We start from the raw sequence: 21,981 nt of genomic DNA on the forward strand, positions 1-21,981 counted from the left end.
GGTGAGACGTGCATGCAGCGATGGCGCTGCAGCGTACCTTTCCGCATGAATGGACGCAGGGAGCGGTGGAATGCATGTGGCGCTCGGTATAGTCGTTCTGGACTTTCGGATTGTATCCTCGTATTCCCGTTGTGCATATGATGTTCGAGACAATCGTGCGCAGACCCGGATCGGTGGAGGATGGGGCGGAATAGAGGAATTGTTTTTTACGATTGGCAGGATGACATGTCACTTCCTGCCGGCTGCAGTTTTGCGATGTGGCTTGATCTTCTTGCTGCGGGAGCTGCGTTGTTGCGCTCGTCCGCACGGGAACTTCGTGTGGCGATACGGTTCAGGACGGGACCGATATGTGTCGGAGGCGTAGGGGAATCGTCAGGAGCGCGAGCGCGGCAATGACCGCGGCGGCAACAAAGGTCCATGCCGCCCCTTGCGTCTCCCACAGCAGTCCGGCCAATACGCTGGCGAGCAGCATGGTGAGGCCGCTGACGAGGTTGAAGAGCCCGAAGGCGGTGCCGCGCAGGACGGCCGGCGCGCTGTCGGCCACCATGCGCGCGAGCAGGCCCTGGGTCATGCCCATGTGCAGTCCCCACAGCGCGATGCCGGCTGCCAGCGCGAGCAGATGGGTGCTGCTGGCGAGCACGAGGTCGGCCGCGATCAGGACGATCAGGCCGAGCGCGAGCAGACGGGCGTGGTTGACGCGGTCGGAGAGTGTGCCGAAGGGATAGGCCGCGAGCGCATACACCACGTTCATGCCGACCAGCACCAGCGGGGTGAAGGCGACCGGCAGCCCGCCGTCGAGCACTCGCACGACGAGGAAGGCCTCGGAGAATCGGGCAAGGGTGAAGAGGGCACCAATGCCGACCACCCACCAGTAAGCGCGTGACAGTTGTCGAAGATTTTCGCGGCGCAGGGGCTGGCCTGCGCAAGATGGCGCCGGCCGGTCCGGTTCGCGCACGCCGACCACCAGTAGCGCTACCGCGAGGAAGGCCGGAAGGATGGCAACGGCGAAGACGGCGCGAAAGTCGTTCGCCCACAGCAGCATCAGCCCGATTGCCAGCAGTGGCCCTAGGAATGCACCGACGGTATCGAGCGACTGGCGCAGTCCGAAGGCTGCGCCGCGCACCTCGGGCGGCGCAATGTCCGCCACCAGCGCATCGCGCGGGGCGCCGCGGATGCCTTTGCCGACGCGATCGATGAGTCGTGCGCCGAGCACCATGCCGGCACCGGTGGCGAGTGCGAACAGGGGTTTGGACAGTGCGCCGAGACCGTAGCCCATCACCGCCAGCGGCTTGCGCTTGCCCCAGTAATCGGAGAGCACGCCCGAGAACACCTTGACGATCAGCGCAGTCGCCTCGGCCGCGCCCTCGATCAGCCCGAGGGTGACCATGTTCGCGCCCAGCGTGGTGACGAGGAAAACCGGCAGCAGGCTATGGATCAGCTCTGACGAAACATCCATCAGCAGACTGACGAAACCGAGCATCCAGATGGCGCGGGGGAGGCGTGGGGGCGAGGCTGAGGAGATCATCTGCCGAGCATAGCCCGGCGTTGGCTCCGACGGAACATACCCGCCACAAGCGTCACTCGGTACCGCCGATGACCGGGATGGCTACGTCTTCGGTGGTCGGTCCGCGGGGCGGCCGGCGCCCGGCGGCGGTGCCGAGCAGCAGGGCGACACCGGGGCCTCTCGGTGTGCTTTTTCGTTCTCGCGGCACCAAGCGCGAAAGGCCGCCCATGCCTGCCGCAACCGATTCTTGATCACGATGTGCTCCTTTCATGAGGGTCGATGAACGGTCTCTGTTTACCTTGAGTCCAGGCCCCCGATCCGGATCTGGTGCCGACCGGGAGATCAGGTTTCAGTTGCGATCGGCGCGACCTCCTCGGCGATTCGGGGCGCGGCCGTGCCGCGTCGCAACTGCCACTGTTTGACCAGGGCGTACAGGGCGGGGATCACCGCAAGGGTGAGCACGGTGGAGGAGATCATGCCACCCACCATCGGCGCGGCGATGCGGCTCATCACTTCGCTGCCGGTGCCGGTGCTCCACATGATCGGCAGCAGGCCGGCCATGATCGCGACCACGGTCATCATCTTGGGACGCACCCGTTCCACCGCGCCTTCCATGATGGCGTGGTACAGATCCGCCACGGTCGGCTCGACGCCTTCGTGCGCGCGCTGGACGCGGATCTCCTTCCATGCCTGGTCGAGATAGATCAGCATCACCACCCCGGTCTCGGCGGCCACCCCGGCCAGCGCGATGAAGCCCACCGCCACCGCCACGCTCATATTGTAGCCCAGCCACCACATCAGCCAGATGCCGCCGACCAGGGCGAAGGGCACCGACAGCATCACGATCAGGGTTTCGGTGAGGCGGCGGAAGTTGAGGTAGAGCAGCACGAAGATGATCGCCAGCGTCACCGGCACCACGACCGACAGCTTGGCCTTGGCGCGCTCCATGTACTCGAACTGCCCCGACCAGGTTGCGTAGTAGCCCGGTGGGAACGTCACTTTCTCGGCCACGGCCTTGCGTGCATCGGCAACATAGGAGCCGACGTCGCGGTCGCGAATGTCGACGAACACGTAGGCGGCAAGCAGCGCGTTCTCGGTCTTGATGCCCGGCGGGCCGTTGCGCAGCTCGATGCTGGCAAGCTGGCCGAGCGGGATCATGCCGGACGCGCTGGGGATGAAGACCTCGTTGGCGATGCGCTGCGGATCGTCGCGCAGCGCCCGCGGGTAGCGCACGCTGACGTTGTAGCGCTCCAGCCCCTCGACCGCGGTGGTGACGCTCGCGCCGCCGAGCGCGGTGGCGATGACCTGCTGGAAGTCGCCGACGGTGATGCCATAGCGGGCGAGCTGCTCGCGCTTCGGGGTGATGTCGAGGTAGTAGCCGCCAGTGACGCGTTCGGCGTAGGCGCTGGAGGTGCCCGGAACGTCCTTCACCGCCTGCTCGATCTCGCGCGCCACCTTCTCGATGACGGCCAGATCCTTGCCGAACACCTTCACCCCCACGGGTGTTCGGATGCCGGTAGAAAGCATGTCGATGCGGGCCTTGATCGGCATCGTCCATGAGTTGGCGAGACCGGGAAAGGTGAGCGCGGCGTCCATCTCCGCGATCAACTTGTCCACATTCATGCCTGCGCGCCATTCGTTCTCGGGCTTGAGGTTGATGACGGTTTCGAACATCTCCATCGGCGCAGGGTCGGTGGCGCTGTTAGCACGGCCGGCCTTGCCATAGACCGATTCGACCTCGGGAAAGGTCTTGATGATGCGGTTCGTGGTCTGCAGCAGGCGTGCGGCCTCGGTCACCGACATGCCGGGCAGCGAGGCCGGCATGTAGAACAGCGAACCCTCGTTCAGCGTCGGCATGAACTCCGAGCCGATCTGGCGTGCGGGGAAAATGGTGGCCGCCATGGCCACCACTGCCAGCACCAGGGTGAGGATCTTGTGCTGCATGACCTGTTTGATGATGGGTCGGTAGGCCCAGATCAGGAAGCGATTCACCGGGTTCTTCTGCTCCGGCATGATGCGGCCACGGATGAAGAACATCATCAGTACCGGCACCAGCGTCACCGACAGCAGCGCGGCACCCGCCATGGCGAAGGTCTTGGTGAAGGCCAGCGGGCTGAACAGCCGCCCTTCCTGGCCTTCGAGCGTGAACACCGGCAGGAAAGAGACGGTGATGATCAGCAGCGAGAAGAACAAGGCCGGGCCGACCTCCTTGCAGGCCTTCACCATCACCGCCGCGCGTTCGTTCTGCGGCGCATCGGGCGGCAGGTGTTCGAGCCGCTTGTGTGCGTTCTCGATCATGACGATGGCGGCGTCGACCATGGCGCCGATGGCGATGGCGATGCCGCCCAGGCTCATGATGTTCGAGCCCATTCCCATGCTGTGCATGGCGATGAAGGCGATCAGGATGCCGATCGGCAGGGTGAGGATGGCCACCAGCGCACTGCGCACATGCATCAGGAAGATGATGCACACCGCGGCCACGATCAGGCTTTCCTCGAACAGCGTCCATTTCAGGTTGGCGATGGCGCGCTCGATCAGTCCGGAGCGGTCGTACACCGGCACGATATCGGTGCCTTCGGGCAGGCCGGGGCGCAATTCCTCGATCTTCTGTTTGATGTTGGCGATGACATCGAGCGCATTCTGGCCGAAGCGGGCCATGACGATGCCCGATACCACCTCGCCCTCGCCGTTGAGTTCGGTGATGCCTCGCCGGCTGGCGGGAACGATCTCGACACGGGCCACATCGCGCACCAGTACCGGTGTGCCGCCATCGCTCTTGAGCACCAGGCTTTCGATGTCGGCGACACCCTTCAGGTAGCCGAGACCGCGCACCATGAACTCCTTCTCCGCGAGCTCGATCACGCGCCCGCCGACATCGCGGTTCGATTCGCGAATCACCTGCGACACCCGGGCCAGCGCAATGCCATAGGTGGCGAGACGGTGCGGATCGACGGTGACCTGGTATTCCTTGACGAAGCCGCCGACGCTCGCCACCTCGGCCACGCCGCCTGCCTTGGTAAGCTGGTAGCGCACGTACCAGTCCTGCACGCTGCGCAGGTCGGCCAGCGACTGGTCCTTTCCGGTCAGCGCGTACTGGAACACCCAGCCCACGCCGGTGGCATCAGGGCCGATCTGTGGCGCCACGCCTTGCGGCAGTTTGCCCTGCACCGAACTCAGGTATTCCAGCACCCGAGAGCGGGCCCAGTAAATGTCGGTGCCGTCGGCAAAGATCACGTAGACGTAGGACGCGCCGAACATGGAAAAACCGCGCACCACCTTGGCCTTGGGCACGGCGAGCATCGCGGTGGTAAGCGGGTAGGTGACCTGGTCCTCCACGACCTTCGGTGCCTGTCCGGCGTAGGGCGTGTACACGATGACCTGCACGTCGGAGAGATCTGGCAGGGCGTCGAGCGGCGTCTGCTTCACGGCATAGATACCGCCGCCGACGACGGCCAGCGTCGCCAGGATGACGAGAAAAACGTTGCGTACCGACCAGTCGATCAGGCGGTCGAGCATCTCAGTGCTCCTTGCGGGCCGAGGTGCCAGCCTTGTCGAAGCGGGTGATCACGAATTCACCGTTGCCGCGGTCTTCGAACTCGAACGTCACCGGTTCGCCGGGCAGCAGGCCCTTTGCGGTTTCGGGCGAGGCAAGGCCGAAGTCCATCGTCATCGCCGGCCACTGCAGCGCGGGAATCGGCTCGTGGTTCATCGACACCGTATTCGATGCGGCGTCGACCGCATCGATGGAGCCGGTGGCGTGATAGACCGGGAAGCTGGCTGCCGCCGTATCGGCGGCGGTGAAGGTCGACAGCGCCGCCTTGAGGTTGCTTTCCGCATCGATCAGGAAGTTGGCGGCCACTACCACTTCGTCGCCGGCTTCGAGTCCGTCACGGATTTCCACCGCATCCGCGCCGCGCAGGCCGAGCGTCACCGGCTGAGGCTTGTACTTGCCTTCGCCGAGCACGAGCAGTACCACCTGGCGCTCGCCACTGTCGATCACCGCCGAGGCGGGGACGGTCAGGCGGGGAGCAGCGCTGCCGGTGGCGACTTCGACATGGGCGAACATGCCGGGTCGCAGCAGGCCGTCTCGATTGTCCAGGGCCAGCCTGACCGGGGTCGTTCGGGTGGCCGCGTTGAGGGTCGGGTAGATGTAATCGATCTTCGCGTCGAAACGCCGATCGGGAAAGGCGTCGACGATCAGCCGTGCCGTTTCGCCGAGCTTGATGCGGCCGAGATCCTGTTCGTAGATGTCGGCCATGGCCCACACCGAGGACAGGTCGGCGATACGGAAGATCGTCGTTCCGGGCGCGAAGCGCATGCCTTCGACGGCCTTCTTTTCCACCACCACCCCGTTTGCGGGCGAAACAAAGGTGGTCGATGCCGACCGTGCTGTGCCGGCGCCGGCCATATTCCAGTTGCGCAGGCGTTCGCGGGCGGCGTCTACCAGGCGCTGTGCGCCTTCGCGCGCGGCAGGATCGGCAGTGGAGGCGGCCGCCGCGAGTGTCTCGGCGATGCGCAGTTCTTTCTGCGCGGACAGGAGCTCGGGGCTATACACCGAGAACAGCGCCTGCCCCTTCCTGACTGGGTCGCCGGTCGCGTTGACGTACAGGCGCTCGATCCAGCCTTCGAAGCGCGGCGCGACTTCGTGCGTCCTGCGCTCATCGATATCGATCCTGCCCACGGCGCGCACGGCCGCGTCGAGCGTACGCATGTCGGCGCGAGCGGTCTTCACACCGAGGGTCTGCACGCGCGCCGGGCTGACCTTGACCACGCCCGCGTCGCCGGGTTCGTCGTCCTCGTAGACGGCGATGTAGTCCATCCCCATCGAGTCCTTCTTCGGCACTGGCGAGGTGTCGGGCAGGCCCATCGGATTGCGGTAATAGAGCAGCTTGCGTGCGGGCTTGGCGCTGTCCGACGCTGCGTCCGGTGGCACCGCATCGGCGGACGGGGCGGGCGCGGCTGCCATCGGTCGCTGCGTGCCTGTCCAGTAGCCGAGGCCCAGGGCGGCGGCAACGGCAATGGCGCCCACGGCGAGGTTGGGGTTTCGGGTCACAACGGCGCTCCTGTGAGGAATTCGAGTTCGGCCAGGCGGATGGCGGTGTTTGCCTCGGCGTCGAGCAACGCCAGACGGGTGCGCAGAATCTGGCGCTCGGCTTCGATCAGGGTATTGAAATTGACGCGCCCGCTTTCGTAGCCCGAGCGGGCGGCATCACGGCTTGCCACGACTTGTGGCAGCAGGCTTGCGCGCAGCAGTGAGGCCTTGTCACGACTGGCTTCGAAGGCGGCAAGGGCCTCGCCGAGGCGTCCGTTCAATCGTGCTTCAGCCGCGCTGACGCGAGCCTGAGCTGCGTCCAGACGGCGTTCGGCTTCGCGCTCCTGGGCGCGTCGCGAAGACTGTTGCAGCGGGATGGTGATCTCGATCATCAGGTCCCAGTTGTTCGCACCGTTGAGCGGGCGGTTGTTGGTGAGGCCGACGGCCATGTCCGGATAGCGGTTCAGCCAGGTGAGGTCGCGATTCTTCTGTGCAGCTGTCACGCCCAGGCGTTCGCGCGAGAGTTCGGGTGACCGGGCGTTGATCCGCTCGAGCAGGTCCGTGCGCGATAGTGCGGTGGGTGGTGGGGGAAGTCCCGCCGGTTCGGCGAGCGCGGCATCCGCATCACGCGCCAGCAAGGTGTTGAGGCGGGCAGCGGCATCGCGGCGACGTTGTTCGGCTTCGATCAGATCGAGCTTGAGCGAGGTGATCTCGCCTTGCGCACGGACGGCGTCCTGTTGCGGCACCAGTCCGACGCTGTAGCGGGTCAGAACCAGCTTCTCCAGCGCGGCGATCAGGTCGCGGGTTTCACCCAGGATGCGTGTCTGGCCTCGTGCGAGAAAGTAGCGCGCGAAGGCGATCTTGATGCCGTTCTCGATCTCGAGCGCGGCACCGTCACTCATCGTTTCTGCCTGCTCTGCCTGTGTCCGGGCGAGTTCGCCACGCAAGTCGCGCTTGCCCCAGAACGGCACGGGCTGGATCACCCGATAGCGGGTGGTGCCGACCTGGCCGGGTAGCAGCGAGGCGTCGCGGCCAGGTGTCATGGCGTTGGTGAAGTCCATGAGCTCGAGCTGGAAGCGGGGGTCGGGGAGGGCGGCGGCGGGTTCGATGCGTTCATGTGCGGCTTCGGCTTCGAGACGGCGGACGCGCAAGTCCGGATTGTGTTCGCGGGCGTAGTCGAGCAGCCCGTCTATCGTCGTACCAAGGGGTGTCTGCGACGTGGCCTGGGCGTGCGCGGGTGCGAGTCCGTACGCACAGAGCGAGAGCACGAGCAGCGCGGCTGCGCGAAGCGGCTGCGTGGGGCGGAAAAGGGGGGGCGTCATCGGGCGTGTCCGCAATCCGGCGTGGCGGGAAAACCGCGCCCGGGCAAACCAGGCACGGTACGGCGAAGCGACGTGCTTAGGCGGCTTGCTTAATTTGCAGCGTCGAGCCGGGTGACGACAAACATGCCGTCGACACGGTCGGCGAGGAAGCGAATCCTGTCGCCCGGCTTGACCTTGTCCAGCATCGCCGGGTCGCCGGCACGGAAGGCCATGGTCATCGGTGGCATGCCCAGGTTTTCGAGCGGGCCGTGGCTGATGGTGATTTTGCCGCCGGCCTTGTCGACTTTCTTGACCGTGCCTTCGGAGAGCATCGCTTGGGCCCCGGCCGCGTGCATCTGCGCGCCCTGGTTCATGGCCGCGCCATGGTTCATATCATGTTCGCCGGCTGCATGGGCGGCATTGAAGAGGGTCAGACTGGCGACGGAGACGGCGGCGAGAAGTGTTTTCACAGGGTGTCCCTTCATGTAAATGGATCGATGGATGTTGAGGCAGATTCGGTTTGGCGGAATTCGGGAGAATTCTAGAGACCGGCGGTATACAGGGTCCTGTCTTCCGGATTACATCTATGTCATTCGGGGAGACGCCCGGTACTGCCAGAAATCAGCCGGGTGCAACGACGATCGTGCCGATCATGCCGGCTTCGAAGTGCCCCGGTATGAGGCAGGCGAAGCTGAAGGTGCCCGGCCGGTTGAAAGTCCACACCATCTGGCCTCTTTCGCCAGGGGCGACGTGGGCCATCCAGGCGTCTGCGTGTTCCATGCCTGGAAATTTCTTCATCAGCTCGGCGTGTTCGGCGAGCGCGTCGCGCGTACCGATCACCATTTCGTGCAGGACCGCACCCGAGTTCCGATAATCGAAGCGGATGGTCTCACCGAGGCGTACTTCGATACGGTCGGGCGTGAAGCGCATCCGATCGCTCATTGCGATCGGGACGGTACGGCTGATCTTTCCGGGGTCACCCGCGATCCCCCAGGCCTGCTGGTCGGGTGCGGGGGGCGAAACCCTGGTGTCCTGATGTGTGACCGTTCCGTGCGCGGACGCTGAACGGGTGGCGGCAAGCAAACTTGCGGCAAGGCTGGAGACAATCATTCGGCGTCGGCTGATCATGCGTTTTTCCGTGTGGCGGTTACGCGCGGCATAAGGTGCTTGCCGAGGATGGTCGCAATGTTGCCTTTTCGAGGTCGTCAGCGAGCTGACGCGAGCATTACATCTTTGTAATCCGGGTGCTTCGGCCTGCCCTTGCGGGCACAATACGAAGCCATGTCAGTGAGCGGTCTACCCAGCGTGAAGATATTGATTGTCGAAGACGAGCCCAAGACCGGCGACTACCTGCGCCAGGGCCTGGTCGAGGCCGGATTCGTGGTCGACCTGGCGCGCGATGGCCTCGATGGCCTGCATCTGGCGCTCAGCGGTGATTACGACCTCGTCGTCCTCGACGTCATGCTGCCCTCGCTGGATGGCTGGGGCGTGCTGAAATCGGTGCGCAGGAGCGGGCAGCACATGCCGGTGCTGTTTCTCACCGCGCGCGATCAGGTCGAAGACCGGGTGCGTGGGCTGGAGCTGGGCGCAGACGATTACCTGGTCAAACCCTTTGCCTTCTCCGAACTGCTCGCCCGGGTGCGCACGTTGTTGCGGCGAGGCAAGGCAAAGGAGCCGGAGGTGCTGCGCGTGGCCGACCTCGAACTCGATCTGCTGCGGCGGCGGGTGACGCGCGCCGGTGCGCGCATCGATCTCACCGCCAAGGAGTTCCTGCTCCTCGAACTGTTGCTGCGCCGCCAGGGTGAGGTGCTGCCGCGCTCGCTGATTGCCTCGCAGGTGTGGGACATGAATTTCGACAGCGACACCAACGTCATCGAAGTGGCCGTGCGCCGCTTGCGCGCCAAAGTGGACGAGCCCTTCGAGCAACGCCTGATCCGCACCGTGCGTGGCATGGGCTACGTGCTCGAGGCGCCGGAGCAGATGTGAGCCTGGGGCGTTCGGTATCGCTCACGGCCCGGCTCGCGCTGCTCTTCGCCGCGCTCACGGCGAGTTTGCTGATCGTGGTCGGGGTGGTGCTGGGGCGCGCGGTCGAGGCCCATTTCCGCGAACTGGATGCGCACGAGATCGCCGGCAAGCTCAGCCTCATCGAAAACCTGCTGCAGCGCACGACCACGGCACAGGCCCTGGCGACCTTGCCGCAACGTCTGGACGATGCCTTCGTCGGCCATGCGATGGTGGCCCTGCTGCTGCGCGACGACGAGGGCAGCGTGATCTACGCCCTGCAGGCTGCGCATTTCCCAGCTGCGCAACTGGCGGGTGAGATGCTGCCGGCGGGTGTGGCGATGTGGGAAGGTGGCGGACAGCAGTTCATCGGGCGCGAGGCGGTGTTTCCGATGCCGCTGTCGGGGCGGCCGGTGCGCGTGTTGCTCGGGCTGGACATTTCCCATCACGCCCGCTTTCTGGACCAGGTTCGCACACGGCTGTGGTTCGGCATCTCGGGGGCGGCCGTCATCGCGGCGCTGCTGGGCTGGTTCGCTGCGCACAAGGGACTGGCACCGTTGCGCCGGGTGACGGCGACGGCGCAGCGGCTGACGGCGGAGCGGCTGGACGAGCGCCTGTCCGAAGACGATGCGCCGTCCGAAGTGCGCGAGCTGGTCGAGGCCCTCAACGGTCTGTTCGAACGCCTGGAGCAGTCCTTCCAGCGCCTGGCGGAGTTCTCCGCCGACATCGCTCATGAGCTTCGCACGCCGGTGTCGAACCTGATGACGCAGACCGAGGTGGCCCTGTCGCGCGCGCGCGGGACCGACGAATACCGCGAAGTGCTGGCGTCGAATCTGGAAGAGTACGAGCGCATCGCACGCATGGTGAGCGACATGCTGTTCCTGGCGCAGACCGAGAACGGCAAGCTGCCGGGCGCGGTCGAAACGGTGCAACTGGCCGACGAGGTGCATGCGCTGATCGAATTCTATGACGCACTTGCCGAAGAGAAAGGCGTCCGGATCGCCGCCAGTGGCGATGCACGGGTGAGGGGAGACCGCCTGATGCTGCGACGTGCGATATCGAACCTGCTGTCTAACGCGCTACGCCATACGTCGCAAGGCTGCACCGTGGACATCGACATCGCGCATGCCGACGACGAGGTCGTGCTGAGCGTGAGCAATCCCGGCGACACGATTGCGCCCGATCAACTTGCGCGCATCTTCGAGCGTTTCCATCGCGCCGGTCCCGACCGCCATCGACATGGCGAGGGCGCCGGGCTGGGACTCGCGATCACGCGCTCGATCATTGCTGCCCATGGCGGCCGCGTCACGGTGAAATCGGACGCCGGCCTGACGACATTTCTCGTGACCCTGCCGGTGGCGGGGCGCGCGTGACCGGGGGCACAGGTCTCCGGTTCCGGACAATCAGCCTGGAGAGAAAACGATGAAGTCCTTCAACCCGATGCGGCCCTTGTTCGCGCTATCGCTGCTGGCCTGCGTGGCGCTTGCGCCCGCCGTTGCCGCCGGCGACGAAGTGACGATGTACAAGGATCCGAACTGCGGCTGCTGCGGAAAATGGGCGGAGCACATGCGCGCCAACGGCTTTGTGGTGAAAGAGATCGCCACGCCACGTATGCACGAGGTCAAGCGCACGGCCGGTGTGCCGCAGGCGCTGGCCTCGTGCCATACCGCGAAGGTCGGTGGCTACGTGGTCGAAGGGCATGTGCCCGCTGCCGACGTCAAGCGCATGCTGGCCGATAAGCCGAAGATCGCCGGCATCTCCGCGCCCGGCATGCCCCAGGGCTCACCCGGCATGGAGGGGCCCTATCCGGCAGACCGTTACAGCGTGGTCAGTTTCGATCGTGACGGCGACAGCAAGGTCTTTGCCCGCCACTGAACGCCTGTCGCGGTGGCGGTCGCACATGGGCCGGTAACGCGATCAGGGCGCTGACGGCCCGCCCTGGTCCGCAGGTGCGGGCGCGTCGTTTTCAGTGTCGTCAGCGGTTTCGCCTTCGGTATCGGCGCCGGCCGCCTTGGCGGCGAGCTTCTGAATGCGTTTTTCTTCCTGCTTGCGTTTCTTTGCCAGATCTCGCTGGCGCTTTTCGAACTGATAGTTTGGTTTGGCCAAGTGGCCTCCTCTGATTGCCCCGAAGGGCGGAATCGAACGCGGTTGAAAGACTGGAACGGGCGAATGGGCGCTTGCGTTCCTGCGGGGCGTGCATGCCCGAGGATAACGGGCAGGAAAAGCAGGCAAAAACCGTATGCGACCCTGTGATTGCGTCGTGCGCGAGGGTGGCATGGCGCGCCGGATCGGGATGCGGCGCGAACGGTTCGCCTGCGTGTCGCCCCGCCATTATGGCAGGGATACGCGTGCGCTACTCACCAACGCGGCCGCGCCCGGCCTTGATGGCCGCCCGCCGAGTCTTGCTTTCGAGCCGTCGCGTCACCGAATTGCGCGTCGGGCGCGTGGGGCGGCGCGCCTTTTGTTCGGTCGCGGCACGCTCGATCAGTTCTTCCAGGCGGCGTATCGCCTCCATTCGGTTCTTCTCCAGGCTGCGGAAGGCCTGGGCCTTGATGACGATCACGCCGTCCTTGCTGATGCGCTGGTCGCCGAGGCGCAACAGGCGTTCGCGAATGATCTCGGGCAGGGACGAAGCCGCGATGTCGAAACGCAGATGCACCGCATTCGACACCTTGTTGACGTTCTGACCACCCGCACCCTGGGCGCGGATCGCAGTGATGTCGAGCTCTTCGGGGCGGAGCGTGAAATGAATGCGCATGGGAGCAGTGTTGGCAGGGGCAGGGTGTTATTGTGACCCATGCCCGGCATCCTGCCGTGCGCCATTCACTTCGGCGGACCCCATGCAACGTTTCGAATACCTCATCCGCAGTGACATCCACCAAGTCGCCGAAGACGTCGCCCGCGCGCACGGCAGCCGCGAAAAGGACCGCCTTCGTGCGTATACCGAGGTCGTGCTGAAAGAGCTGAACACCCTGGGCGCCGAAGGCTGGGAATTGATGCAGGCGCCAGACAGCAATACCAACCGCAACTGGATCTTCAAGCGGGCGGCGGGTTGAGCATGACCGTCAGCGATTTACGCCAATGCGGCCAATGTGCGAAATGCCGGTTCAGGTCCGGACTCGGTTCATTTCGTGCGCCAATTGCAGCTAGACTCTGGATATTCTTCCCTCGTAACACGATCGATGGCTGTGCGTTCAAACGAATCTGACCCCTTTGGGGCGCCGCCGACCGAGCGCGGTATCCGCATCGCGCTGATCTTCGCCCTTACCGCCGAGCGCCTGTCAGCCTTCTATGAGCACGGGCAGTGGCTGAACGAGGGGCAGGGGGCGACGCTGGCGGCCGACTGGCTGCGGCGTACGAAACGCAGCTTGCCGATGACCGCGCGCAAGCAGCTTTCCGCGCTGAGCGACGACATGGCGCGACAGATCGCCGGCTCGCTGTCGCGTGAGGCGGGGCTGTTTACGGCGCATGAGATGATGGAAGCGCTCGATCCCAATTATCAGTCGGAACTGGCACAGGCGATGATGCTGGAGTGCGAGCGTTTGCTTGATGGGAGCGAGGGGCTGTAGGAGCGTTTCGTTACGGGCTGCCCCGCTTTGCCGGGCGATGCCAACCTCGAGGCATTGTCGGGGTAAAGTAGTCGCCAGACCGTTACTCCCGATCGTGTTCAGATGAAGCCGACCCTCTCCAGCCCGGACAATTCGCACTCCCACGTTTTCGACGAAGGCAATCCGCTGGCCGAGCGCAATACGCGCTGGGCGGTCGTCGTCACGGCGGTGATGATGGTGGCCGAGATCGTCGGTGGCTGGGTGTATAACTCGATGGCTTTGCTGGCAGACGGCTGGCACATGAGTTCGCACGTGCTGGCGCTCGGCCTCGCCGCCGTTGCCTATGCCGCAGCCCGGCGCCTGGCACACGATCCGCGTTTTGCCTTCGGCACCTGGAAGATCGAGGTACTGAGTGGCTATACCAGCGCACTGATGTTGCTTGGGGTGGCCGCGCTGATGCTGTTCCAGTCGGCGGAACGGTTGATCTCGCCGATGGTGATTCGCTATGACCAGGCCATTGCGCTTGCGGTGATCGGGTTGCTGGTGAACCTGGTGTGTGCCTGGCTGCTCAAGGACGGGCACGCGCACCATGGCCATCACCATGGACACAGCGAAACCGGCGCACACGATCACCATCACGCACACTCGCACGAGCACGACCTCAACCTGCGTTCGGCCTATGTGCACGTGATCACCGATGCCGCAACCTCGGTGCTGGCCATCATCGCGCTGACAGGGGGCAAGTACTGGGGCGCCGACTGGCTCGACCCGGTGATGGGCATCGTTGGCGGCGTGCTCGTGGCGGTATGGGCGGTGGGGCTGTTGCGCGAGACCGGTCGAATCCTGCTTGACGCCGAAATGGATGCGCCGGTGGTGACAGAAGTGCGTGAGGCGATCGATTCGAGCCCGGTCGATGCGACGATTACCGATCTGCATGTGTGGCGCGTGGGCAAGGGCAAATACGCCTGCATCGTGTCACTGGCAGTCGCGGAGAACGTGGGGGCAGATTACTTTCGCCAGCGGCTGGGCGTACACGAAGAGCTGGTACACGTCACGATTGAGGTGAACTCAACCCATTCTTTACGGACGTCCTGATTCCGCATGGTGCGGCTTCGTCATCTGGCCGCAGCGAACCGTGCGCTTAGTCTTCCTCCGGCGGAAGCCCGGCCAGTCTAGCCTGACGCGCCGCTTCCTCGCGCCTTGCCGCTTCGATGACCTGCATTACCTCGTCCAGGTTTGCCAGCGTCTCATCGGCCTTGAAGGTCCCGGTGAGCGGGCTGTCGGGTTGCAATTTTCCGGTCTCGTACAGCGCCCAGATTTCTTCGCCGTAGCGGGTGTCGCGCAGTTCGGGGGCGAACTGGCCGAAGTAGTCAGCGAGGTTGGCCACGTCACGCTGCAACATGCGCCGGGCGTTGTTGTTTGCGGCGGCGTCTACGGCTTGCGGCAGGTCGATGATCACCGGGCCGGCAGCATCGACGAGGATGTTGTACTCGGACAGGTCGCCATGCACGATGCCCGCGCACAGCATGCGCACCACCTGGCGGATGAGGAAGGTGTGGAAGCGGCGGGCGTCGTCCGCACCGAGTTCGATATCGTTGAGGCGCGGTGCCGGTTCGCCATCTTCGTCGGCCACCAGCTCCATCAACAGCACGCCCTCGTGGAAGTCGTAGGGCACGGGCACGCGCACGCCGGCCGCCGCGAGTTGGCGCAGGGCGTCGACTTCGGCGTGCTGCCACGCGGCTTCCTGTTCCTGGCGGCCGTAGCGCGAGCCCTTTGCCATGGCGCGCGCCTGACGGCTGTTCTTGACCTTGCGTCCTTCGGTGTAGTCGACCGCCTTGTGGAAGCCGCGCTTGTTGGCCTCCTTGTAGACCTTGGCGCAGCGCACTTCGTCACCGCACTGGACGACGTAGACCATGGCTTCCTTGCCGCTCATGAGCTGGCGCAGGACGGTGTCGACCAGGCCGTCTTCGACCAGGGGGGCGATTCTGTGCGGGGTTTTCATGCGGCGTGCGGGCTCCGGTGCCGTCCGGCGAACGCGGCGAGAAGGCCGTCTTGCGGGCATTTGCCGTCGAGCGAGGCATTCCTGTCCGCGATGAAATGTTTTGTCTGCATTGGATTTTCCTGCTGCGGGTCGGTAAGAATGTGCCCGCCATTGTCGCCGGCGCGGTCGACTGTGCGGAAAAAGGATAGGACTACAGGGCGAATCCGACCGCAGTGAGTCAGGCGGAATCGACCGCACTGCATGCTTGTCGAACGCCTGGCCCGGCATGACTCGGGGCAGCGCTTCGGCGGTGGTGTCTCGCGGTAACGGGCGGATGATACCTCGCCCGGCTTGCCCTGGCGTGACGCTGCATAATCTTGTGCTGCGGTGCGCCATGACCGGGGAACAGTTGCCCTCGGCGCTGGAGACGCCGGACAATAGCGCCATGGATACCTATCTGCTTTTCATTCTGGCCGCGATCGCCCTCTTCGTTCTCAGGATGCGCGACCAGCGTCGGCGCATCGCCCTGCTCGGCAGTCATCTGCGCAACTACCAGATCGAGAAGCTCATGGAGACGCTCTCGGCGGGCTATGAGCGTGCGCTCGGCGAGTCCGATACCGGCCGCCAGGATCAGATCTTCGCGCTCATGCAGCCTCATGAGGCTGCGCTGGCCGGCCAGTTTCGGCGCTTCGCCGCGGAGATGGCGGGGGTCGATGCACAGGACGTTCGCGTCAGCACCTTTCCACTTGCGATTCCGCAGGCTGACCGTCTGTTTCCGTTTGCCACCTTCGATCTGCGCAATGCGTTCGAGATTCATGCCGCGGGGCTGGAGCGGGCCGCGGAGATCGATCCCGATCGTCCGTTGCGCGAACGGGCGTTCGTGCTCTCGGCCGAGATGTACCTGATGCAGCACACGTGTCACTGGTACTGCAAATCGCGCGCGGTGGCCTCGGCCCGTCTGCTGGCGCGCCATCGCACCCGCTACGAGCAGGTGCTGGAAGCCGTGTCGCCCGAGACCCGTCGGGCCTATCGCGAACTGACTGGCGTCTGACGAGCGCATGTGTGACAAGGCCGGGCGCCAGTTCAAACGCCCTGCGTTGTGGCGATGGTACGCAGATGCACGTCGCGCTGCGGAAAGGGAATGGTGATGCCGGCTTCCTTGAACAGCTTCCAGATCGCCAGGTTGATGTCGGTGCGCACGTTGCCGATGCCGTTTTCCGGGTCGCTGATCCAGATGCGCAGCTCGAGCTGGATGCCGCTGTCGGCAAATTGGAGCATGCGCGCCGCCGGCTCCGGCACGGCGAGCACGCGGTCGGAAGCCTTTGCTGCCTCGAGCAGCAGCGTCATGGCTTGCTCGGGATCGTCCGCATAACTGATCTGTACCGGTAGCCGTACCCGGGTATTGGTGTCTGAGTAGCTCCAGTTGACGACCTCGGAGGTGATCAGGTTCTCGTTCGGGATCAGGCGCTCCACGCCGTCGCGGTCGCGCACCACCACGTAGCGGGCGCGCAGTTCCTGCACCCAGCCGAATTTTCCATCGTTGCTGCCGACCGAGATGACGTCGCCCGGTTTGATCGAGCGGTCGAGTACGAGAATGAATCCGCTGATGAAATTGCTGGTGATGCGCTGCAGGCCGAAACCGATGCCAACCCCGAGCGCTCCGCCGAATACGGTGAGGGTGGTGAGGTCGATGCCGACGGCGTCGATCGCGAGCAGGACGGCCAGCGTGATGAGAAAGACCTTGCTGAATTTGCCGAACGCGACCTGCGACGATGGCGTCATGCGTGTCGAGGTGCGTATGCGGCGCTCGATGAAACCGGACAGCCAGAACGCCAGCGTCAGCAGCAGGGCGACCAGGGCCACCAGCTTGATCGCCGCCAGCAGCGAGATGCGGGAACTGCCGATATTGACCGCGAATTCGTCCAGCGTGGCCTCGACGGCGGGCAACCAGCCGAGCAGGTGCAGCGCGACCATGACCCAGATCGTGCCGGAAATGAGGTTCTCCCAGGTTTTCAGCGCGGGGGTGACGGGAAATCCCTTGCGCAGCACATAGACCAGCAGGCGGATCGCGACGAGCGACACCAGGAGCGGAACGACGACGTCGAGCAGCCCGACCGGCCACTGCATCGAGCGCAGGCCGCTACGGCCGATCAGCACCCCGGCCAGCATCGTCGACGGCAGCAGGATGCGTTGCGCGGTGCGCAGCGTGATATGCCGCAGGCCCTTCTGTGCCGCTGCAGCAAGCCCCGCGCGCAGCGATTCGCTCATGGTGCGGTGGATCAGCCAGGCGCACAGCGCCGAGATCGCGAGCACCGTCAGTTCGTAGAAGAGTTCGGGCGTTGCCCGCGCTGCAATCCAGTGCGGCAACTGCCGGAAGAATGCCTGAATGCCCGAATCCATGGACCTTCCCCGCGCACGTGTCCTTCATGAGGCGCCAGTTTAGCGCGCACGGACGCATGAAAGCGGAACGGGGGCATGGGGATAACCCGAAGGGGGAGATGGGGGCTTGCGGGCGCGAGACGCTCCTGTTTCGCGTGCGCGTTCGAGCGGGGTGACGACCTGCATGTCGGTGGGGGCCGCAAATGCGGTCGCCTTACCGTCCTGATATCTCTGCATGGGTGACGCGGAGGTTTGCAATGGATTCTTCGGCCATCACCGCCCGGAGAGGCCCGTTCGGACGACCGAATGGCTGACCTGCTCTGCCTTTCGTGGCATGCTCGGCGAACTTTGCATACAAGAACCAAGAAGACGGAGTGAGACGATATGGAAGCGGATGTTGAACGTCGTGGTGCGGGCGGCCGCGACGAAAGGGCTGGAGTGGCGGACCACAGTTTTGCGGTGGAGCTGATGCAGCATCTGGTGGTGCCGACCTTCGTGCTGGATCCGCAGGGGCGGGTGCTGATCTGGAACCGGGCCTGCGAGCGCCTGACCGGCGTCAATGCGGAGGATGTGCTAGGCACGAAGGATCACTGCTTCGCGTTCTACGACGAAAGACGTCCCTGCCTGGCTGACCTGGTGGTGGAGGGGCGTGCGGCGGAAATGGCCGCGCTATACACCAATCACGACCGCAACTCCTGCTCTGCGATCGGTTTTCATGCTGAAAACTGGTGTCGCATGCCGCGCGCCGGCTCGCGACTGTATCTGGCCGTCGATGCGGGGCCGATTTTCGACGGTGCCGGCAATCTGTTGGCGGTGGTCGAAACCCTGCGCGACATGACAGTACAGAAGGAGGCCCAGCTTCAGCTCGAGCAACTGGCGTCCAAGGATCCGCTCACCGGGCTGGCCAATCGCCGCGCCTTCGACGAGCGCCTCGAGCAGGAGTGGCAGCGCGGGTGTCGCGCCGGCGCGCTGGCGGTGGTGATGCTCGATGTCGATCATTTCAAGACCTACAACGACAACTGCGGCCACCCCGAAGGCGACACCTGCCTGCGCAGTGTGTCCTCGGTGCTGGCCGGCGTCGCCGCGCGCACCGGCGATCTCGCTGCCCGTTACGGTGGTGAAGAGTTCGTGCTGGTGTTGCCGGGTACCAACGAAGCCGGCGCGCGTGCGGTTGCCGAGCGTGTCAGGGTGGCAATCGAGGCTCTTGGCATCGCGCATCCTGCGTCGTCGGCGGCCCCGGTCGTCACCGTCAGCGTCGGCGTGGCGGTTGCCGACGCGTGGCACACGCGTGCCGCAGACCTGGTGGCGCGTGCCGACGCTGCGTTGTACCGCGCCAAGAGGCTGGGGCGAAACCGGGTCGAGGTGGACCTCGATCTCGAGCCTGCTCCGAGTTGAAACGCGGCGATCCGCCCGCTTAAGATCTGAGAACGATCAGCAGGCAGGAAATCGCTGCGGCGGTGCTCACGACGACGGCAGCCGAGAGCCATATCAGGCGTACGCGATTGGCTTCGACACGTTTCACCAGTTCGGTATTCTGATCTGCCAGCGCCTTGATCAACTCGGATGAGGCGAGCATCTGCGCGTGAAGGTCGGCCACCGTATCTTCCGTCTTGCTCAGCCTCGATTCGAGTGGCGAGCTTGCCTCGGGGGATGTCGGGTTCGCGGTGTCCTCTTGCGCGGCGGCGTCCTTGCCGGCGGGCGATTTTCTTGCCACCGTATTCCACAGTTTTCGCGCGCCGTCGGCGACGACGGGTGCGGTGGAGATGACGTCGGCCCAGGGGACCGTCTTCAGAAGGGTGAGCCAGCCGATTGCCATGAGTGCCTCCTCGGGTTCAAACCGTCAGGGACGGCGCAACAATCCAGATGCGTGTTTGGCCACGGACAAAAGTGGTTGGAGAAGTGGCGGGGATGAAATATGCTGAAAATATCAGATCCTGTTCGTGCCGATCGATTCATGCGATGGTTGCGGAAATGCTATCGCGGCGACGCTTTCGGTGTCGGCACGTGTCTTACCCATGAGAGGAGCGCATCGGAATGAAAATTCAATTTGCCGTCATTGCAGTTGTCAGCGCCCTTGCCATCCAGGGTTGCGCCACCAACACCCAGGGGCAGAATCAGACCATTGGTGCGGTTTCCGGTGCCGTGCTCGGCGGGGTGCTGGGCAAGCAGATTGGTGGTGGCACGCGCAGCGCTGTCGTCGGGGCGGCACTTGGTGGCGCATTCGGCTACCTTGCCGGGTCGAATGTGAAGGTCACCGAGCAGGCCGACGGGTCGGTCAAACTCGATATCCCGGGGTCGGTGCTTTTCGATACCAACAGTTCGCGTATCAATCCGACTTTCCAGCAAACGCTGGACAAGATCGCCGGTACGCTCAACGAGCATCCGAACGCGACCGTGAACGTGGTGGGTCATACCGACAGCGTAGGTTCGGACGCCTACAACCAGAAGCTGTCGCTTGACCGCGCCCTGTCGGTCACGACCTATCTGCAGGGGCGGGGCATTTCCGGTGCCCGCCTGTCGGCGGTCGGCCAGGGCGAGTCGATGCCCATTGCCGATAATGCGACCGCAGAGGGGCGGGCGCAGAACCGCCGGGTCGAGATGTTCGTGCGCTGATCGTTCAGGCGCCGCAAGGATCCTCGGGCGGAAACAAGGTCGGCGCATGGCCGGACATCCACTGCGGATACTTGGCCATGATGCGCTCGAACCGCGGGCTTGCCGTAAACGCGCTCAGCCAGCTGTGTAGCCGCGGCCAGGCCTGACCGGCAAACCAGTCGGGGTCGGTGGCGGCGAACTGTCGTACGAAGGGTGCGATTGCCATGTCGGCGAGTGCGGGACGGCTGCCGAACAGGCATCCCGTCGATGCAAGCCGGTCTTCGAGATGCAGCAGGAAGACTGCGCCGGCGCCGCGGTGTCGCTCGGCATCCGCGCCTGGATAGCGATTCGGATACTTGTAGCGGTCGAGATGGTGCTTGAAGCCGCCCTCGCGGTTGCTGTCGTTGCATGCGACAAGTGCCAGCATGTCCTCGAGCGTGCCTGATGACGGTGTCAGCCAGCAGTACGGGTCGCGCCAGCGTAGCGCCCACAGCATGATGTCGATGCTCTGTTCGAGCACCTGTCCATCGGGCAGGACGAGCACTGGAACCGTCGCCTTGGGTGAGGCGGCGATGAGTTCAGGCGGTTTGTCGCGTAGCTTGATTTCGCGCAGTTCGACCTGCTGGCCGCTTGCCGCAATCGCGAGGCGTGCGCGGATCGCGTACGGACAGCGGCGAAACGAATACAGCAGGGGCAGGGCGGCGCGAGTCATGGTTTGGGGCGCGCAGCCTCCTCGTCGGCGCGCTTGTGCGCGGCGGCCAGGGCTTGTTGGTGGCGGCGTTCGCGCAGTTCGGCCTTGCGCTCCGGCGTCGAGTCGTAGCAGTGCGGGCAGCTCACACCGTCCTCGTAACGCTCGGAGGCCTGCTCTTCAGCGCTGAGCGGGTAGCCGCAGGCGAGGCAGCGGCCAAGGTTGCCGGGTACCAGCGCGTGGCCCACCGAGACGCGGTCGTCGAACACGAAACACTCGCCCTTCCAGCGGCTGTCGGTTTCCGGCACGGTTTCGAGGTATTTGAGGATGCCGCCCTCGAGGTGATACACCTCGTCGAAGCCCTGCATGCGCATGAAAGCAGTGGATTTCTCGCAGCGGATCCCACCGGTGCAGAACATTGCCACCTTGGGTTTGTCGGCAAGCAGTCCGCCGGGCGCGGATTCCCGCTTCACCCAGTCGGGGAGCTCGGAAAAACTGCGGGTGTGCGGGTCGACCGCGCCTTCGAAGGTACCGATTGCCACTTCGTAGTCGTTGCGGCAATCGACCACCACCACATCGGGGTCGGCAATCAGGCGGTTCCAGTCCTGCGGCTTGACGTACTCGCCGGCCATGCTGGTGGGCGACACGCCGTCGACGCCGAGGGTGACGATCTCGCGCTTGAGCTTCACTTTCATGCGCTGGAAGGGCATCTCGTCGGCCCACGAGGATTTGTGTTCGAGCCCGGCCAGGCGTGGATCACTGCGCAGCCAGGCGAGAACCGCCTCGATGTCGTCAGGCAGTCCGGCGATGGTGCCGTTGATGCCTTCTTCGGCCAGCAGCAGCGTGCCCTTGACCCGATGACGATTGCAGCTCTCCAGCAGCGGGTCTCGCAGGGCGCGGAAGTCGGCGAGGCGGACGAACTTGTACAGCGCGGCGGTCAGGAAACGGGACATGG

At 64.7% G+C, this 21,981-nt stretch carries 22 protein-coding genes; 9 read left to right on the plus strand and 13 right to left on the minus strand.

Annotated features, from left to right (window positions below; translation table 11 throughout):
* Nucleotides 1-331: 331 nt before the first annotated feature.
* The 6 genes from J5J83_RS21875 to J5J83_RS21900 all read right to left on the minus strand — a co-directional run bounded on the left by J5J83_RS21875 (nt 332) and on the right by J5J83_RS21900 (nt 8,965).
* On the minus strand, nt 332-1,525 hold the full coding sequence (locus tag J5J83_RS21875) for an MFS transporter (protein ID WP_249115816.1): 1,194 nt from the start codon (nt 1,523-1,525) through the stop codon (nt 332-334).
* A 321-nt stretch (nt 1,526-1,846) separates the two neighbouring features.
* Nucleotides 1,847-5,020: an efflux RND transporter permease subunit gene (locus J5J83_RS21880; protein WP_212352281.1), complete on the minus strand. Its 3,174-nt coding sequence runs from the start codon at nt 5,018-5,020 to the stop codon at nt 1,847-1,849.
* A gap of 1 nt (nt 5,021) precedes the next feature.
* Nucleotides 5,022-6,470, minus strand: coding sequence for an efflux RND transporter periplasmic adaptor subunit (locus tag J5J83_RS21885; RefSeq protein ID WP_212353571.1), 1,449 nt, complete (start codon nt 6,468-6,470; stop codon nt 5,022-5,024).
* Nucleotides 6,471-6,553: 83 nt separating this feature from the next.
* Entirely contained in the window at nt 6,554-7,858 is a 1,305-nt protein-coding gene (locus J5J83_RS21890; RefSeq protein ID WP_212352284.1) for a TolC family protein, read from the minus strand.
* Between the two features lie 89 nt (nt 7,859-7,947).
* Nucleotides 7,948-8,229 carry a copper-binding protein gene (locus J5J83_RS21895; protein WP_212353574.1) on the minus strand — a complete coding sequence of 94 codons (282 nt, stop codon included), beginning with the start codon at nt 8,227-8,229 and terminating at the stop codon, nt 7,948-7,950.
* Nucleotides 8,230-8,458: 229 nt separating this feature from the next.
* Nucleotides 8,459-8,965 (minus strand): cupredoxin family protein, encoded by a 507-nt coding sequence (locus J5J83_RS21900; RefSeq protein WP_212352286.1) that lies wholly within the window; start codon nt 8,963-8,965, stop codon nt 8,459-8,461.
* A 177-nt stretch (nt 8,966-9,142) separates the two neighbouring features.
* On the opposite strand from J5J83_RS21900, the gene J5J83_RS21905 reads away from it, so the two are divergent.
* From J5J83_RS21905 to J5J83_RS21915, 3 genes are all read left to right on the plus strand, one after another.
* Entirely contained in the window at nt 9,143-9,823 is a 681-nt protein-coding gene (locus J5J83_RS21905) for a heavy metal response regulator transcription factor (RefSeq protein WP_212352288.1), read from the plus strand.
* Nucleotides 9,824-9,825: 2 nt separating this feature from the next.
* On the plus strand, nt 9,826-11,211 hold the full coding sequence (locus tag J5J83_RS21910; RefSeq protein WP_212353592.1) for a heavy metal sensor histidine kinase: 1,386 nt from the start codon (nt 9,826-9,828) through the stop codon (nt 11,209-11,211).
* Nucleotides 11,212-11,278: 67 nt separating this feature from the next.
* Entirely contained in the window at nt 11,279-11,713 is a 435-nt protein-coding gene (locus tag J5J83_RS21915; RefSeq protein ID WP_249116116.1) for a DUF411 domain-containing protein, read from the plus strand.
* 42 nt (nt 11,714-11,755) lie between these two features.
* On the opposite strand, the gene J5J83_RS21920 is transcribed toward J5J83_RS21915, so the two are convergent.
* Together J5J83_RS21920 and arfB are read right to left on the minus strand one after the other, a co-directional pair.
* A complete protein-coding gene (locus tag J5J83_RS21920; protein WP_212352292.1) occupies nt 11,756-11,944 on the minus strand; it encodes a hypothetical protein in 189 nt (62 codons plus the stop codon).
* A 247-nt stretch (nt 11,945-12,191) separates the two neighbouring features.
* Nucleotides 12,192-12,596, minus strand: coding sequence for an alternative ribosome rescue aminoacyl-tRNA hydrolase ArfB (arfB, locus tag J5J83_RS21925; protein WP_212352294.1), 405 nt, complete (start codon nt 12,594-12,596; stop codon nt 12,192-12,194).
* 82 nt (nt 12,597-12,678) lie between these two features.
* On the opposite strand from arfB, the gene J5J83_RS21930 reads away from it, so the two are divergent.
* The 3 genes from J5J83_RS21930 to dmeF all read left to right on the plus strand — a co-directional run bounded on the left by J5J83_RS21930 (nt 12,679) and on the right by dmeF (nt 14,481).
* Complete coding sequence (locus tag J5J83_RS21930) at nt 12,679-12,894, plus strand: hypothetical protein (protein WP_212352296.1); 216 nt, start codon at nt 12,679-12,681, stop codon at nt 12,892-12,894.
* 126 nt (nt 12,895-13,020) lie between these two features.
* The gene (locus tag J5J83_RS21935; RefSeq protein WP_212352298.1) at nt 13,021-13,407 is read left to right on the plus strand and encodes a hypothetical protein; all 387 of its coding nucleotides are present in this window, start codon (nt 13,021-13,023) and stop codon (nt 13,405-13,407) included.
* Nucleotides 13,408-13,509: 102 nt separating this feature from the next.
* Nucleotides 13,510-14,481, plus strand: a complete 972-nt coding sequence (gene dmeF / locus J5J83_RS21940) for a CDF family Co(II)/Ni(II) efflux transporter DmeF (RefSeq protein WP_212352300.1) — start codon at nt 13,510-13,512, stop codon at nt 14,479-14,481.
* 46 nt (nt 14,482-14,527) lie between these two features.
* On the opposite strand, the gene J5J83_RS21945 is transcribed toward dmeF, so the two are convergent.
* Nucleotides 14,528-15,388: a PA4780 family RIO1-like protein kinase gene (locus tag J5J83_RS21945; protein WP_212352302.1), complete on the minus strand. Its 861-nt coding sequence runs from the start codon at nt 15,386-15,388 to the stop codon at nt 14,528-14,530.
* Between the two features lie 373 nt (nt 15,389-15,761).
* Here J5J83_RS21945 and J5J83_RS21950 point away from each other — a divergent pair, with 373 nt between their 5' ends.
* Complete coding sequence (locus J5J83_RS21950) at nt 15,762-16,418, plus strand: hypothetical protein (protein ID WP_212352304.1); 657 nt, start codon at nt 15,762-15,764, stop codon at nt 16,416-16,418.
* A gap of 32 nt (nt 16,419-16,450) precedes the next feature.
* Here the strand turns inward: J5J83_RS21950 and J5J83_RS21955 are convergent, their stop codons facing one another.
* Nucleotides 16,451-17,767 (minus strand): mechanosensitive ion channel domain-containing protein, encoded by a 1,317-nt coding sequence (locus tag J5J83_RS21955; protein WP_212352306.1) that lies wholly within the window; start codon nt 17,765-17,767, stop codon nt 16,451-16,453.
* Between the two features lie 363 nt (nt 17,768-18,130).
* On the opposite strand from J5J83_RS21955, the gene J5J83_RS21960 reads away from it, so the two are divergent.
* Nucleotides 18,131-19,141 (plus strand): diguanylate cyclase, encoded by a 1,011-nt coding sequence (locus tag J5J83_RS21960; protein WP_212352308.1) that lies wholly within the window; start codon nt 18,131-18,133, stop codon nt 19,139-19,141.
* A gap of 19 nt (nt 19,142-19,160) precedes the next feature.
* Here the strand turns inward: J5J83_RS21960 and J5J83_RS21965 are convergent, their stop codons facing one another.
* On the minus strand, nt 19,161-19,562 hold the full coding sequence (locus J5J83_RS21965) for a hypothetical protein (RefSeq protein WP_212352315.1): 402 nt from the start codon (nt 19,560-19,562) through the stop codon (nt 19,161-19,163).
* Nucleotides 19,563-19,780: 218 nt separating this feature from the next.
* Between J5J83_RS21965 and J5J83_RS21970 the strand changes: the two genes are divergently transcribed.
* A complete protein-coding gene (locus tag J5J83_RS21970) occupies nt 19,781-20,359 on the plus strand; it encodes an OmpA family protein (protein ID WP_212352318.1) in 579 nt (192 codons plus the stop codon).
* A gap of 4 nt (nt 20,360-20,363) precedes the next feature.
* On the opposite strand, the gene J5J83_RS21975 is transcribed toward J5J83_RS21970, so the two are convergent.
* Complete coding sequence (locus J5J83_RS21975) at nt 20,364-21,050, minus strand: glutathione S-transferase (RefSeq protein ID WP_212352320.1); 687 nt, start codon at nt 21,048-21,050, stop codon at nt 20,364-20,366.
* Nucleotides 21,047-21,979 (minus strand): rhodanese-related sulfurtransferase, encoded by a 933-nt coding sequence (locus J5J83_RS21980; RefSeq protein ID WP_212352322.1) that lies wholly within the window; start codon nt 21,977-21,979, stop codon nt 21,047-21,049. Before J5J83_RS21980 ends, J5J83_RS21975 begins: the two co-directional genes overlap by 4 nt.
* Between the last annotated feature and the right edge of the window lie 2 nt (nt 21,980-21,981).

Origin of the sequence: Azoarcus sp. L1K30 (assembly GCF_018122735.1) — a bacterium.
In the GTDB taxonomy this organism is placed as follows: Bacteria; Pseudomonadota; Gammaproteobacteria; order Burkholderiales; family Rhodocyclaceae; genus Parazoarcus.

Bases quoted from the DNA above. Each gene is read 5' to 3' on its own strand.
- J5J83_RS21875 (WP_249115816.1), bottom strand. From the start codon at position 1,525: ATGATCTCCTCAGCCTCGCCCCCACGCCTCCCCCGCGCCATCTGGATG.
- J5J83_RS21880 (WP_212352281.1), bottom strand. From the start codon at position 5,020: ATGCTCGACCGCCTGATCGACTGGTCGGTACGCAACGTTTTTCTCGTC.
- J5J83_RS21885 (WP_212353571.1), bottom strand. From the start codon at position 6,470: ATGGCAGCCGCGCCCGCCCCGTCCGCCGATGCGGTGCCACCGGACGCA.
- J5J83_RS21890 (WP_212352284.1), bottom strand. From the start codon at position 7,858: ATGACGCCCCCCCTTTTCCGCCCCACGCAGCCGCTTCGCGCAGCCGCG.
- J5J83_RS21895 (WP_212353574.1), bottom strand. From the start codon at position 8,229: ATGAACCATGGCGCGGCCATGAACCAGGGCGCGCAGATGCACGCGGCC.
- J5J83_RS21900 (WP_212352286.1), bottom strand. From the start codon at position 8,965: ATGATCAGCCGACGCCGAATGATTGTCTCCAGCCTTGCCGCAAGTTTG.
- J5J83_RS21915 (WP_249116116.1), top strand. From the start codon at position 11,279: ATGCGGCCCTTGTTCGCGCTATCGCTGCTGGCCTGCGTGGCGCTTGCG.
- arfB (WP_212352294.1), bottom strand. From the start codon at position 12,596: ATGCGCATTCATTTCACGCTCCGCCCCGAAGAGCTCGACATCACTGCG.
- J5J83_RS21930 (WP_212352296.1), top strand. From the start codon at position 12,679: ATGCAACGTTTCGAATACCTCATCCGCAGTGACATCCACCAAGTCGCC.
- J5J83_RS21935 (WP_212352298.1), top strand. From the start codon at position 13,021: ATGGCTGTGCGTTCAAACGAATCTGACCCCTTTGGGGCGCCGCCGACC.
- dmeF (WP_212352300.1), top strand. From the start codon at position 13,510: ATGAAGCCGACCCTCTCCAGCCCGGACAATTCGCACTCCCACGTTTTC.
- J5J83_RS21945 (WP_212352302.1), bottom strand. From the start codon at position 15,388: ATGAAAACCCCGCACAGAATCGCCCCCCTGGTCGAAGACGGCCTGGTC.
- J5J83_RS21950 (WP_212352304.1), top strand. From the start codon at position 15,762: ATGACCGGGGAACAGTTGCCCTCGGCGCTGGAGACGCCGGACAATAGC.
- J5J83_RS21955 (WP_212352306.1), bottom strand. From the start codon at position 17,767: ATGGATTCGGGCATTCAGGCATTCTTCCGGCAGTTGCCGCACTGGATT.
- J5J83_RS21960 (WP_212352308.1), top strand. From the start codon at position 18,131: ATGGAAGCGGATGTTGAACGTCGTGGTGCGGGCGGCCGCGACGAAAGG.
- J5J83_RS21965 (WP_212352315.1), bottom strand. From the start codon at position 19,562: ATGGCAATCGGCTGGCTCACCCTTCTGAAGACGGTCCCCTGGGCCGAC.
- J5J83_RS21970 (WP_212352318.1), top strand. From the start codon at position 19,781: ATGAAAATTCAATTTGCCGTCATTGCAGTTGTCAGCGCCCTTGCCATC.
- J5J83_RS21975 (WP_212352320.1), bottom strand. From the start codon at position 21,050: ATGACTCGCGCCGCCCTGCCCCTGCTGTATTCGTTTCGCCGCTGTCCG.
- J5J83_RS21980 (WP_212352322.1), bottom strand. From the start codon at position 21,979: ATGTCCCGTTTCCTGACCGCCGCGCTGTACAAGTTCGTCCGCCTCGCC.